Here is a 12,712-nt window from a genome sequence, read left to right as displayed (position 1 = left end):
TAAATCGGTTTAAAAATTAGACTTTTAAAATACGCTCGCCGCGCCCAATACCAGATCCGCCTGAGCGCACGGTTTCTAGAATCGATGCACGATCAATCGAATCGATAAATGCATCCAACTTAGCGCCATCACCGGTCAATTCAATGGTGTAACTCTTGTCGGTGACGTCAATAATGCGTCCACGAAAGATATCGGTTGTACGCTTGAGCTCTTCACGCTCTTTACCTACCGCACGAACTTTAATCATCATGAGCTCGCGCTCGATATGAGGGCCCTCACTCAAATCAAACACCTTCACCACTTCTACTAAGCGGTTTAAGTGTTTAGTGATTTGCTCAATCACATCATCAGAACCAAATGTCACGATCGTCATACGGGAAAGTGATGGATCTTCAGTTGGCGCAACGCTTAAGGTGTCGATGTTATAACCGCGAGCCGAGAACAAACCAACCACGCGAGATAAGGCGCCCGGTTCGTTCTCAATGAGTACAGAAATAATGTGTCGCATTACAGATCCTCACTACCCAAAAGCATTTCAGTAATACCTTTGCCTGCTTGAACCATTGGCCAAACGTTTTCTTCTGGGTCTGTCTGGAAATCCATGAATACCGTGCGATCTTTCAAACGAATTGCTTCTTTGAGCGCACCCTCAACATCAGATTTTTTCTCAATACGCATACCAACGTGTCCATAGGCCTCTGCCAACTTCACGAAGTCAGGCAAAGAGTCCATGTAGGAACTGGAATAGCGCTTGTTATAAGTGAGCTCTTGCCACTGACGAACCATACCGAGGTAACGGTTGTTCAATGACACGATCTTCACTGGAGTGTCGTATTGCTTACAGGTTGAAAGCTCTTGGATACACATCTGAATGGAGCCTTCACCAGTAATTGTGAAAACATCCTTCTCAGGAAATGCCTTCTTGATACCCATTGCGTATGGCAAGCCAACACCCATAGTACCTAAACCACCGGAGTTAATCCAACGACGTGGCTTATCAAACTTATAGAACTGGGCAGCCCACATTTGATGCTGACCAACGTCAGAGCAAATGAATGCATCGCCACCGGTGAGTTCCCAAAGCTTTTGAACTACGTACTGAGGCTTAACAATTTGTGAAGCCTCGTCATACTTCAAGCAATCTTTCTTACGCCACTCATTAATCTGATCCCACCAAGCGGCAACTTTGTCACCATTCTTGCGCGGACCAGCAGCTTTGAGCTGAGCAGTCATCTCAACTAACACTTCTTTGAGATTGCCAACGATAGGTACATCCACTTTAACCCGCTTAGAAATAACAGAGGGATCGATATCAATATGAATAATCTTGCGTGGATGACTTGCAAAGTGTGCGGTGTTACCGATCACACGATCATCAAAGCGTGCGCCAATCGCAATCAACACATCACTGTGTTGCATTGCCATATTGGCTTCGTATGTTCCATGCATACCCAACATGCCAACAAACTGTGGGCTTGTTCCTGGGAAGCCACCAAGACCCATCAGAGTATTGGTTACGGGGTAGCCCAATAAATCCGCAAACTCTTTGAGCTCAGGCGCTGCGTCAGCAAGAATGATGCCGCCACCAGTGTAGATATATGGGCGCTCAGCCTCTTGCAATAAGGCAATCGCTTTACGGATTTGACCGCTGTGACCCTTAACTACAGGGTTATAAGAACGCATTTCCAGAGTCTCTGGATACACAAATGAGCCCTTAGCAGCAGATACATCCTTTGGAATATCAATCAATACTGGGCCTGGACGGCCAGTCTGTGCAATGTGAAAAGCCTTCTTCAATACCATTGGCAAATCTTTCACATCCTTCACAAGGAAGTTATGCTTTACCACTGGGCGAGTGATACCAACAGTATCTGCCTCTTGGAATGCGTCTTCACCAATCGCGTATGTTGGTACATTACCGCTGATGATCACCATTGGGATCGAATCAGTATATGCAGTAGCGATACCAGTAACGGCATTCGTAACACCAGGTCCCGATGTCACCAATGCAACGCCAACCTTACCGGTTGCGCGAGCATAGCCATCGGCTGCATGAACAGCTGCTTGTTCATGACGAACCAAAATGTGCTCGAACTTATCTTGTTTAAAAATTTCGTCGTAGATAAAGAGAACAGATCCACCTGGATAACCCCAGACGTATTCGACACCCTCTTTGTGTAGTGCATGCACGAGCATTTCAGCACCAATCATTTCTGGAGGCGCTGCTTCGGCATTTGTATTGGCTGAGTCTTTGTTAGCTTTAGTAGCTAAAAATTCGGCGCTGCTTGTATTCATTTTCTTTCGTCCTTTGCAATTTTCGGCAAAAAATTGTTTGGTCTGTTCTATCCCCTGCTTATGGCCTGAGTTCGAACGGCGCTGCTACCGGAAAAACCACTTCGTAAATGAGAATCTAGGTAGTAAGCCCTATATTCTATAGCAATCCCCTAAAATGACCCAATTCTGACCGATTCAGGTGTAATCGACTGCATGGCATCCGCCCAAGAACTATCCGACTTTCTCAGCAGCGTTGAGCAGCGTGCTTTTAAGCAAGCGGTATACGCCGTGCGCGACGATGACGCGGCAATGGATATTGTTCAAGATGCCATGATTAAGTTGGCTGAGAAATACGGGGATAAACCTGCTGCTGAACTCCCCTTGCTCTTCACCCGCATTCTGCAAAACCGGATTCATGACTGGTTTCGTCGTCAAAAGGTCAGAAATGCTTGGGTGACCCTGTTCTCCAGCATGGGCAGAAAAGCTGAAGAAAACGACGATTTTGACCCTCTTGAGTCACTTTCAGCTCCAGATGACAGTGAAATTCACCAAGATGGGGCAAAACAGCTCGAAAAGAGTCAGCTTTTACAGACTTTGGAGTCAGAAATCGCTAAATTACCTGTACGTCAACGAGAAGCCTTCCTGATGCGTTATTGGGATGAGCTAAGCATTACCGACACCGCCAAAGCCATGAATTGCAGCGAAGGTAGTGTCAAAACGCATTGCTCTAGAGCAACGCAATCATTAGCTAAAGCATTGAAATTAAAAGGAATTACCCTGTGAAGCACCTTGATGACACCCTCAGTCCAGTACAAGCCGATGAATTTGGTCGTGCTAGCGCAGCCCTTTTGAGCCAAGGAGCTCAAAGCCTGCCTACCAGCATTAAAGATCGCCTGTATGAAGCACGTAAAAAGGCTTTGGCTGCACGCAAGCTTGAAAAGGTGCACATCAAGACCACAGCTTTAGCCGGCACATCCGGAAATTGGGCTGGCAGCTTTAAATCCTCCAGCAATCTTTGGGATACCCTCGGGTGGGTAGCACCAGTAGTAGTGCTGGTATTTGGACTTATCGGCATAGCGCAATGGCAAAACGAGTCTCGCATCAATGACATCGCTGAAGTAGATGCAGCATTGCTCACTGATGATGTTCCACCTGATGCCTATGCTGACAGCGGATTTATGGCCTTCCTTAAAAACGGCCCACTCTCTGATTCTGAAGACTCATCTAGCGAGCTATCACCAAGCAAATAAGCTTGGCCATGATCGCTCAGTTAGACACAAATATGAAGAACATTGCTAGCAAAGCCTTGATGGCAACCACGCTGGCATTGCTCGTCTTTAGCGCAACGAATCTTCATGCGCAATATACAAACCCCCAACATGGAAAAACCGCAGCGGTACCCGCTAAGGCTCCAGATGGAACCTGGGATAACTTGAGCCCTTCGCAACAAAAGACGCTAGCGCCGCTAGAGAGCGACTGGGACTACATGCTCCCCGATAGCCGAAAAAAATGGATTTATGTAGCAAATCTCTATCCAAAGATGACTCCTGCGGATCAAGATCGTCTGCAATCACGTATGACTAGCTGGTCCAATCTCTCTCAACGCGATCGTCGCATCGCTCGCGAAAACTATCTCACTAGTTTGAAATTCCCCGCTGAGAAAAAGGCAGAGGCATGGAGCGCTTATCAAAAACTTAGTGATGAGCAAAAGAAAAAGTTGGCGGAGATGGAGGCCAAGAAAAAGCCTAACGCGACTAATGCTCCTACTTTGCAACAACATGCCATCAAACGCGAAACAACTCCCGCCCCTGCTGCCCCAAGCCCACGCGCCGTTCAAGCAACTACACCAGAAACTGGCTCTTCAGTGACCCCGGCAGCGCCAAGTACTACTGAAAATCAATAATTCACCTATAAATGACGCCTGCTGAATTAAGCGAATTACCTGCACCTCAGTTTTGGCGCCGCGTCTCTTGCTGTCTTTATGAGCAGCTTGTATTGCTTGGCGTTATCGCTTTTACTTTTCTAGTGCCCAATTTAGGTCTTGGCATACTTTTTGGCGTATCACTACCAAGCTGGTTAACCTTCCTCTACTTGTACTCAGTGTTAGGCATTTATTTTGTTTGGTATTGGACAAAATCTGGTCAAACACTTGCAATGCAAACTTGGCGCATTCGCATGATTGGTGCAAATGGTTTTAATCTAAGTAGACGCCAGGCAATTTGGCGATATGTCTATGGCTCGCTCTGGATCGTTCCCTGCATATTCTTGCAATGGATCTTTCATCTGGAGAAATGGCAAATCATTGAAATGCTCTTTACTGTCGCTTTATTCATCTGGCCACTGAGCATCTTCTTGGATAGACGCAGCGCCTCTTTACGCCAAAGTCTTCCAGACCGATTGGCAAACTCTAGATTAGTTGAATTACCGAAGAATCTAGTAAAACTTTCCTAAGGCTTAAACTTAATATTCACGCAGACATTGCACTGCTGTAGCACCTTGAATGCGCCTCTGAAAGCGATATCCTGCCAACATAGTGGCAACCACACCAAGTACAAGACCTAAAGCGATTGCTTGCGCAAAGGCGTTAAATTCAATATCCATTACATAACGGCCCAAGCACCACGCGGCCATTCCCGCAGAAATGCCAGCTAATAAACCTGCAACTGCTCCAATAATGAACAACTCCGTAATTGCAATCTGCTTGATCATCTTTTGCGATGCACCTATAGCCTTCAATAAAGAGGCATTGCGATAACGTTCGTCTTGCGTAGCAGCCATAGAAGTCATTAACACCAGAATCGCTGCCATTAGCGTAAATATGAACAATAAGCCCAATGCCGTTGAAAGCTTATTCAATACTTCCTGAATCTGCTGCAAAGATGCTGAGACATCCACCATAGTGACATTGGGATAAGCCTGGTTAATCTGAAAGTCTAAGCTATCTAGATTCGGCGCTTGATAGTAAGAAGTGATCCATGATTGCGGCATCGATCGTAATAGCGCTGGGGGCATGATGACAAAGAAGTTCACACGCATGGAGCTCCAATCTAATTTACGAATGGAAGTAATGGGTGCGACGACCGTTTCACCGGCGACTTCATAAGTTAATTGATCACCAAGCTTGAGCTTTAAGGTCTTGGCAATACCTGACTCAATAGAGATTTGCGGCTGATCACCTGCAATCCATTGTCCTGACAAGATGCGATTACCTGCTGGCAATTGATCCGAGTAAGAAAGATTAAATTCTCGATCAACCAAACGTTTTGCGTTCTCATCCGTATAGCTGCTAGGTGAAATATCAACACCATTGACTTGAACCAAGCGACCTCTCACCATCGGATAAAAATCAGGCTTAGGCGCACCCGAGGATTCAATAAGCTTAGCTAGATTGACCTTTTGATCCTCTTGCACATTAATCATGAAACGATTGGGTGCTTTTTGAGGAATATTGTCGCGCCAGGAATTTAGCAAGTCTTGTCTTAATAAGAAGATCAAAAGTATGGCCATGATGGCGATGCCTAGTGCAGTTATCTGCATCACAGCAAAGCCTGAGCGTCGCTCCATCGCCGTATAGGCAAAGCGTGTAGCAAATTGACGCATTGAAATCTTAGAAACAAGCCATAGAGAAACGCGAGCGCACAATGAAAATATAAGTAACGCGCCGATAAAGCTTAACCCTACCCAAAGCGCCAACTTCCAATCACGAGCCACTAACGCAATCAATGTAGCGCAACTAGCCAAAGCCAACACAAATAACCAAAGCGTAGAAACACCTGCAAACTCAAATTCTTTACGAATCAAACGCATTGGCGATACCGAAGATAGGCTTAACAAAGGCGGCCCCGCGAAGGCAAATAGCAAGACCCAAGTGAATGCCGTACTCCATAGAACGGGAAACAAGCATGGACCTGGTAAAGAGGCAACAAGCAGATTGCCCAATACGCGAGTCAGAGCTTCTTGTGCCAAGAAACCAATAATCGAGCCCAAGATTACAGACAATGCACATAAGGACAGCATCGTAGCCCACTGTTTTCTCAAAATGGTTCTTCTAGTGGCGCCAAAGCATTTCAAGGTTGCACAAACATCCGCCTGCCCAACGGCATAGCGCCTTGCTGATAAAGCAATCGCCACCGCAGAAATCATGGCAGTGAGTAAAGCAACCAGTGATAAGAACTGCTCTGCCCTCTCTAATGTCTTGCGCATCATGGGCTGCGCGTTCTCGAGCGTTTCAATACGAATACCACGCAAATTTTGATTCTGTATCGATTGCTCCGCCCATTCACGATAGGTGGCGATAGCATTATCTGATCCTGCCAGCAATAAGCGGTAAGTGACTCGACTTCCCATTCCCACCAAGCCAGTTGATGGCAAGTCATCTAAAGACATCATGACGCGTGGTGCGAAATTCATAAATCCAGCGCCACGGTCGAGCTCTTTAACCAACACACCCGTAATCTGAAATTGGCGATCCCCTAAACGTAATTCGTCGCCTAGTTTTATTTGTAAATTTCGGAGAATAGCCGGCTCTACCCAGACAGTGCCAGCCGATGGTCCATGCTTTTGAGGCAACTCTTTGGATGATTCGGTTCCCAGCGGATTAATAGCTAAAGATCCCCGTAAGGGATAAGTCGCACTAACGGCTTTAATAGAGGCCAATTTACTTTGCGTGGGGCTGCTGGCCATGCTAGGAAAGACGGTTGTTTGCGCAGCGTCTAAGCCCAATTGCTGAGCATACTCGATCAGGCTTTGTGGCATGGGCTGATCCGAAACGATCAACAAATCAGATGCCAGGAGTTGGCGGGCATCAAACTCAAACGCACGATGCATGCGATCCGCTAAAAAACTAACGCTTGTTAAAGCGCTTACAGAAATAACTAGGGCAGCAAGCAACCACCTGAGCTCTTTCGAGCGCAGGTCTTGCCGTAAACCACTCAATAGATTCTGAATCCGAGTAATCAAATCGCCTGAATCTGGCCGCCATCAATTCGCATAATGGTGCCAGTTATGAAAGATGCATTCTGACTTGCCAAGAAGGCTGCAGCATCACCATACTCCTTGGGATCACCATAGCGCCCCATTGGTATTTGACGCAAGCTAGCTTTCACAACATCCTCATAGCTTGTGCCTTCTCGCTTTGCACGTGCCTCATCTAACTGACGCAAACGATCGGTAGCAACACGGCCTGGCATGATGACATTTACCGTAATCCCCTCGGCTGCAACCTCAGCAGCTAAAGTTTTTGACCAACCCAATAATGCTGCTCGCAATGTATTGGAAATAGCCAGGTTTTTAATCGGCGCGATTGCGCCAGATGTGGTGCTGGTAATAATGCGGCCCCACTTTCGCTGACGCATTCCAGGAAGCACGCGATCTGTAATGGCGATGAGTGAGAGCACCATGTCATTGAAACTCTTTTGCCACAAAGCGGGATCTTGTCCTGCAGCAGGTGTTGGGGGTGGGCCACCAGTGTTGTTAATCAAGATATCAATCGGGCCAAGCTCTTTTTCTACCTTGGATACCAAACCATCAATTACCGATGAATCGGATAAGTCCCAGTTCAAGGCTAATGCAACACCTCCAGCAGCTTTGATCAGCTCGACCGATTTCTGCAGCCCTTCTTCACTTCGTCCAGTGACAGCCACCTTCACACCTTCACGCGCCAAAGAAACCGCCATTGCCTGACCCAAGCCACGGCTAGAAGCCATCACTAATGCAACCTTGCCTTTGATACCTAAATCCATACTATCTCCAGTTTTTTATTTATGTTGCAACTTTTGTTTTGTTATTTTTTATTTGATTTTGATCTTAATCTAAAGCCAATTTTTGTTTCGCCACTACTTCTTTGTAGACCACATATTCTGCTTTAATCTCTTTTGAGAAGGCTTCTGGTCCATTCACGTTGATGATCGAACCTGTCTCTTCAATGCGCTTCTTAACTGCCGGATCAGCCACAACAACTTTTAAGGCGGCATAGTATTTATCCACTATATCCTTCGGAATGCCTGCTGGCCCTAATAAGCCGTAATAAGCCATACGGTTTACAGGGGCTAAACCAACTTCCGAGAAAGTGGGAACGTTTGGTAGTTGAGCTAAACGTTTAGGCGCTGCAATCACGATCGGAATCAATTTGCCATCTTTCACAAAGGGCAATGTAGAGGGCAAGTTATCAAAAATCATGGAAACCTGACCGCCAACGGTATCAGCCAATGCAGGACCCGCGCCACGATATGGAATATGTACGATGTATACACCAGCCAAACTCTTGAACAACTCGGTTTGTAAATGGCCAATACCCCCAGTACCTGAACTTGAATAAGAATACTTTCCAGGGTTGGCTTTTAAAACAGCCATAAAGGTTTTGAAGTCTTTAGCTGGGAAAGAAGGATTGACCGCAATAATGTTTGGAGTTGCAGCGATATTACTAATAGCCGTGAAATCAGTAATGGGGTCATAACCAATCTTCGGATTAATCGCAGGATTTGCAGCTGTAGTCGATACAGTAGCCATGCCGATGGTGTAACCATCTTTAGGCGCACGCATCACTTCTAGCGCCCCGATAGAGCCACCCCCACCCGCTTTATTTTCGACAATCACTGGTTGGCCAAGCTGGCGACCTAGCGCATCACCAACTGCACGGGCAATGATGTCGGTACTGCCACCAGGCGCAAATGGAACAATTAAACGAATGGGTTTATTTGGGAAGTTTTGCGCATGGGCAAATCCAACTAAGCCAAAAAATGAAATTACTACGCTTACTATTGCAGATAAGGTGCGCATATTGCTTTGCTTCATGAATTACTTTTCCTATTGTCCTAATGGTTTGGGTAAATTACCGGCATATTGATTAAGCTGATTTTCATACTCTTTAAAAATCTCTGCCAAGGCCTGTTGCTGACCCAACACCAAGGCTTGCGGAGTGTTATCTTTTAAGGCAACACGCTTGGTATAGCGGTTAGTACCGATCATGGAACTCCCTTTAGCGCTATTGGTATAGCTAAGCAAAAACTCCATACTGACTACCGCCTCAGGTCTGACGCGATAGTCTCCATAGAATTCATTAACGGTTGCCTGCAAGAAGTAATATGAAAAATAACTATTACCCTGACCTAGCGCTGCAGAAAAGATATTTGATTGATTAATCCACTGACGCTCAGCGCTCCCAATCATCTCGGCAGGTATGGAGGTATAAACGTTATAGAAATCCCTCTCATAGCGCGCGTCGCCAAGGCGATATACCAAAGATTTGCCATCATATGGCGGGGCAACCGCCACAGGACCAATCTTTAACCAATACTCTGTACGAGCTTGACGAGGCGCCCCTACACGCTCTGGTGCAACCATCCAACTTGTCGGCGTAACTGGTGCGCGAGTAGGCAATGAGCAAGCGCTCAATACCAATGCTGTGACAATCAATAAAAACGTCTTCATCATTTTTGCACCCCTGACTGTCCTTGTGTGCCATTCATGGGCAGTGTGATTTTGGCAGGTGGTTCACCCCAAATAATGCTAGATGGCGACTGACTAGCAATACGCGAAAATTCATTAAGCTGTTCGCTCGTTTGCTTTAGATTTTCAATAGTTAACTGGGTATCACCCTGCATACTGGTAACTGTTTGACGTATCGCCACCATGGTTCCAATCAATTCACGCATCAAGATGTTGAGCTCTTCCTTGTCGGTAACTCTGGCAATTCGCTCCAAGATCACATTCATATCCTTAACGGATTGCACCAAACCGGCATTGTCTTTGCCATTGCCAGCCATTAAGACGTTCAGATTCGCCAGTAAAGCATCAAACTTCTTCTGAGTTCCATCAATGTTCATATCATTTAAAGCGCCAATCAATTTCTGAATACCGGAAATGATTTCATCTGCTTGATTTGGCAAAGATGGCACAACTGGGTATTCTGGTTTCCAGTTGTATGGTAAAGGCGGATACTCCTCAGCACTCACTGGAGAAAAGTCGAACTCAACATAATTAACGCCAGTAATGCCCATTGACTTCACGCGCGCACGAAGATTATTTTTTACGAAATCCGAGACCTGCTTCTCATCAACTTTCTCACCGAAAATTTGCATACGGACCAATACATACTGTTTTCGATCTTTAAAGGGGATATGGTCTTCATATACATCGCCTGTAAGACCAATAAAGCTTACTTGTCCAATCTTGACGCCCCTAAAGCGTACTGCTGCGCCGGCATCTAAGCCTGTTACTGATTGCTTAATGTAGGTTTCTACATAAAAGGACTTTTTGAATATTTGGCCTGAACCAAAAATCAAAATCGCCGTCACTAATGCACCGATTGCCGCTAAGACAAAAATGCCTAGGCGAAAGTAATTGGGGTTTGAGTTATTGCTCATGCTACGTCCTTACTCATGATGCGATTAAAGAATTGATGCACGCGAGGATCGGTGCTGGTGTCGCGCAATACCTTAGGATCGCCCTCCGCAATAATGCCTTTAGCACCTTTGTCTAACATAATGACCTTATCGGCGATCGCGTAGATGCTCGCCAACTCATGGGAAACAATCACAAAGGTAATCCCCAAGTTTTTAGATAAGTCCATAATGGTCTGATCCAAATCAGCAGATGTAATAGGATCCAAACCTGCTGAAGGCTCATCCAAAAACAAAATTCTAGGATTGAGTGCCATTGCCCTAGCAATCGCTGCGCGCTTTTGCATGCCACCACTGATTTCACTGGGCATATAAGACTCATAAGGCAATAGACCTACAAGATCAAGCTTACAGCGCGCCAACAAATCCATTTGATTCTGCGTTAGTTTGGTGTACTCCTGCATAAACAGGGTCACATTCTCCAATAAATTCATGGAACCAAATAAAGCACCCTGCTGATACATCACGCCAAAGCTAGTCATGATGTGCTGACGTTCTGCTCCCTGTGCGGTAGTGATGTTTTGCCCCTCAATCAAAACATCTCCAGAAAGAGGCTGATATAGGCCAAATAGGTTTTTCAGCAAACTGGACTTGCCACATCCTGAGCCCCCCAAAATCACGAAGATCTCGCCGTTATTCACTGTGAAATTCAAATTTTGCATTAAGACATTACTGCCGTAGCCAACAGTAAGGTTTTGCACGTTAATTGCATACTGAGCGCCACCATTGCTCGATGGGCTTACTACGGCATTTGGGTTACTTGGCGCAGTCATTAGAAACCTGTCTTGTAAGAAATAACTGCGAAGATTCCGTCTACCAAGACAATCATCACAATACTACTCACCACTGCCCTAGTAGCAGAGATACCAACTGCAGCAGCGCCAGTTCCAGTCTGCATGCCACGCAAACAACCCATTGCTGATACCACCACACCAAACATCGTTGCTTTTACCAATCCCGAAATAATGTCTTCCACATCAACCGCACTGAGCATGCCGTTATAAAAATTAATAAACGGTATGCCATAAATCAACATAGTAAACATCGATGCAATGATGCTTACGATATCGGCATACAAAGTGAGAATAGGCGCAACCAAGACGCCTGCTAATACTCGTGGCACGACCAAGAATCGAATCGGGCTTAAGCCACCTGTTACCAAAGCATCGACCTCGCTATTGACAGTCATAGTGCCAATCTCAGCGGCAAAAGCTGCGGAAGATCTACCCGCCAACAAAATAGCGGTAATCAAAGGACCCATTTCTCGAACAATTCCCAAGGCCGCTAAAGGTCCTACAAATGAGACGGCGCCAAATTGCTTCATACCAATAGCAGCCTGGAACGAGAGAATTACACCAATTAGAAAGGAAACCAGACCAACAATTGGCAAAGCAGCAATCCCCGCCTCTACTGCGGCATTAACGAAGTCACCCCAGCGTACTTGACGAATGTTTCGTACCGACCAAACCAAATCGGCTGATAAATGGCCTAAAAAGGCAATAAGGCCTTTTGCGTCACCCAATAAATTCTGCACAGCCATGCCAGTGCTGACCACAAAACTTCGCCTAGGCTTTATTGCTGGAACCGGAAATAAATTGCTGATGGGCTGAAATTCTTTGAGCAAAGGCTGGTAACGAGGCTGCAAACCTTGCAAGTCAAATTGAGCGCCCACTTTTTCTTGTGCTTCTTGAGTGCTAATTAAAAAAGCAATTGCGGCACCATCCATCGATGTCACTTGTGCAGCGTCAAAGGTTAAGGTGGCACTCTTTAAGTCATTTGCAGCAATCTTCGCAAGCCAAGCATTTTGCGCATCTTGTATTTGCGTCCAAATACCGCCCAAGCTGTATATATCAACATCACCACTCAGGGTAATTTTCGCGTGACGTGCATCGGTTTGAGTCCATGCCGCTACCGGAATACCGGCAACCGTAGATGCTGGAGAAATGGTGTCAGAAACGCTCATAAATAGACTATAAGGTATCTGTATGAATTTACTGAGAAATGCCTATGCAAAAGTCGTTTCTTAAAACACTATGAAA

13 protein-coding genes are annotated in these 12,712 nt (G+C 45.9%); 4 read left to right on the top strand and 9 right to left on the bottom strand.

Features of this window, described 5'->3' with window-relative positions; genetic code table 11:
- Positions 1 to 16: 16 nt before the first annotated feature.
- Together ilvN and DCO17_RS04740 are read right to left on the bottom strand one after the other, a co-directional pair.
- Positions 17 to 508, bottom strand: coding sequence for an acetolactate synthase small subunit (gene ilvN / locus DCO17_RS04745; RefSeq protein WP_011902903.1), 492 nt, complete (start codon positions 506 to 508; stop codon positions 17 to 19).
- Complete coding sequence (locus DCO17_RS04740; protein WP_173955638.1) at positions 508 to 2,295, bottom strand: acetolactate synthase 3 catalytic subunit; 1,788 nt, start codon at positions 2,293 to 2,295, stop codon at positions 508 to 510. Before DCO17_RS04740 ends, ilvN begins: the two co-directional genes overlap by 1 nt.
- A 192-nt stretch (positions 2,296 to 2,487) precedes the next feature.
- Between DCO17_RS04740 and DCO17_RS04735 the strand changes: the two genes are divergently transcribed.
- Genes DCO17_RS04735 through DCO17_RS04720 form a run of 4 tightly spaced genes read left to right on the top strand, consistent with a single transcriptional unit; the run spans position 2,488 to position 4,725 of the window.
- A complete protein-coding gene (locus DCO17_RS04735) occupies positions 2,488 to 3,057 on the top strand; it encodes an RNA polymerase sigma factor (protein WP_173955637.1) in 570 nt (189 codons plus the stop codon).
- Entirely contained in the window at positions 3,054 to 3,524 is a 471-nt protein-coding gene (locus DCO17_RS04730) for a DUF3619 family protein (protein WP_173955636.1), read from the top strand. The genes DCO17_RS04735 and DCO17_RS04730 overlap by 4 nt, the downstream gene beginning before the upstream one ends.
- A gap of 32 nt (positions 3,525 to 3,556) precedes the next feature.
- Positions 3,557 to 4,177 (top strand): DUF3106 domain-containing protein, encoded by a 621-nt coding sequence (locus DCO17_RS04725; RefSeq protein WP_173956708.1) that lies wholly within the window; start codon positions 3,557 to 3,559, stop codon positions 4,175 to 4,177.
- 11 nt (positions 4,178 to 4,188) lie between these two features.
- Positions 4,189 to 4,725, top strand: a complete 537-nt coding sequence (locus tag DCO17_RS04720; RefSeq protein WP_173955635.1) for an RDD family protein — start codon at positions 4,189 to 4,191, stop codon at positions 4,723 to 4,725.
- A 9-nt stretch (positions 4,726 to 4,734) separates the two neighbouring features.
- On the opposite strand, the gene DCO17_RS04715 is transcribed toward DCO17_RS04720, so the two are convergent.
- From DCO17_RS04715 to DCO17_RS04685, 7 genes are all read right to left on the bottom strand, one after another.
- Complete coding sequence (locus DCO17_RS04715; protein ID WP_173955634.1) at positions 4,735 to 7,233, bottom strand: ABC transporter permease; 2,499 nt, start codon at positions 7,231 to 7,233, stop codon at positions 4,735 to 4,737.
- Positions 7,230 to 8,015 carry an SDR family oxidoreductase gene (locus tag DCO17_RS04710; RefSeq protein ID WP_173955633.1) on the bottom strand — a complete coding sequence of 262 codons (786 nt, stop codon included), beginning with the start codon at positions 8,013 to 8,015 and terminating at the stop codon, positions 7,230 to 7,232. Before DCO17_RS04710 ends, DCO17_RS04715 begins: the two co-directional genes overlap by 4 nt.
- Before the next feature lie 64 nt (positions 8,016 to 8,079).
- Positions 8,080 to 9,051 carry a tripartite tricarboxylate transporter substrate binding protein BugE gene (locus DCO17_RS04705; protein ID WP_254598830.1) on the bottom strand — a complete coding sequence of 324 codons (972 nt, stop codon included), beginning with the start codon at positions 9,049 to 9,051 and terminating at the stop codon, positions 8,080 to 8,082.
- 27 nt (positions 9,052 to 9,078) lie between these two features.
- Positions 9,079 to 9,705, bottom strand: a complete 627-nt coding sequence (locus tag DCO17_RS04700; protein ID WP_173955631.1) for a PqiC family protein — start codon at positions 9,703 to 9,705, stop codon at positions 9,079 to 9,081.
- Positions 9,702 to 10,637, bottom strand: coding sequence for an MlaD family protein (locus tag DCO17_RS04695; RefSeq protein WP_173955630.1), 936 nt, complete (start codon positions 10,635 to 10,637; stop codon positions 9,702 to 9,704). Before DCO17_RS04695 ends, DCO17_RS04700 begins: the two co-directional genes overlap by 4 nt.
- Entirely contained in the window at positions 10,634 to 11,446 is an 813-nt protein-coding gene (locus DCO17_RS04690; RefSeq protein ID WP_173955629.1) for an ABC transporter ATP-binding protein, read from the bottom strand. Before DCO17_RS04690 ends, DCO17_RS04695 begins: the two co-directional genes overlap by 4 nt.
- Positions 11,446 to 12,636, bottom strand: a complete 1,191-nt coding sequence (locus DCO17_RS04685; protein ID WP_173955628.1) for an ABC transporter permease — start codon at positions 12,634 to 12,636, stop codon at positions 11,446 to 11,448. The genes DCO17_RS04690 and DCO17_RS04685 overlap by 1 nt, the downstream gene beginning before the upstream one ends.
- Positions 12,637 to 12,712 lie beyond the last annotated feature (76 nt).

It is taken from the genome of Polynucleobacter tropicus (assembly GCF_013307225.1).
Lineage (GTDB): Bacteria > Pseudomonadota > Gammaproteobacteria > Burkholderiales > Burkholderiaceae > Polynucleobacter > Polynucleobacter tropicus.
The sequence above is the reverse complement of the archived record's forward strand: the minus strand, read 5'-3'. Positions and strand labels throughout refer to the sequence as shown.

Bases quoted from the DNA above. Each gene is read 5' to 3' on its own strand.
- ilvN (WP_011902903.1), bottom strand. From the start codon at position 508: ATGCGACACATTATTTCTGTACTCATTGAGAACGAACCGGGCGCCTTA.
- DCO17_RS04740 (WP_173955638.1), bottom strand. From the start codon at position 2,295: ATGAATACAAGCAGCGCCGAATTTTTAGCTACTAAAGCTAACAAAGAC.
- DCO17_RS04735 (WP_173955637.1), top strand. From the start codon at position 2,488: ATGGCATCCGCCCAAGAACTATCCGACTTTCTCAGCAGCGTTGAGCAG.
- DCO17_RS04725 (WP_173956708.1), top strand. From the start codon at position 3,557: ATGAAGAACATTGCTAGCAAAGCCTTGATGGCAACCACGCTGGCATTG.
- DCO17_RS04720 (WP_173955635.1), top strand. From the start codon at position 4,189: ATGACGCCTGCTGAATTAAGCGAATTACCTGCACCTCAGTTTTGGCGC.
- DCO17_RS04710 (WP_173955633.1), bottom strand. From the start codon at position 8,015: ATGGATTTAGGTATCAAAGGCAAGGTTGCATTAGTGATGGCTTCTAGC.
- DCO17_RS04705 (WP_254598830.1), bottom strand. From the start codon at position 9,051: ATGCGCACCTTATCTGCAATAGTAAGCGTAGTAATTTCATTTTTTGGC.
- DCO17_RS04700 (WP_173955631.1), bottom strand. From the start codon at position 9,705: ATGATGAAGACGTTTTTATTGATTGTCACAGCATTGGTATTGAGCGCT.
- DCO17_RS04695 (WP_173955630.1), bottom strand. From the start codon at position 10,637: ATGAGCAATAACTCAAACCCCAATTACTTTCGCCTAGGCATTTTTGTC.
- DCO17_RS04690 (WP_173955629.1), bottom strand. From the start codon at position 11,446: ATGACTGCGCCAAGTAACCCAAATGCCGTAGTAAGCCCATCGAGCAAT.
- DCO17_RS04685 (WP_173955628.1), bottom strand. From the start codon at position 12,636: ATGAGCGTTTCTGACACCATTTCTCCAGCATCTACGGTTGCCGGTATT.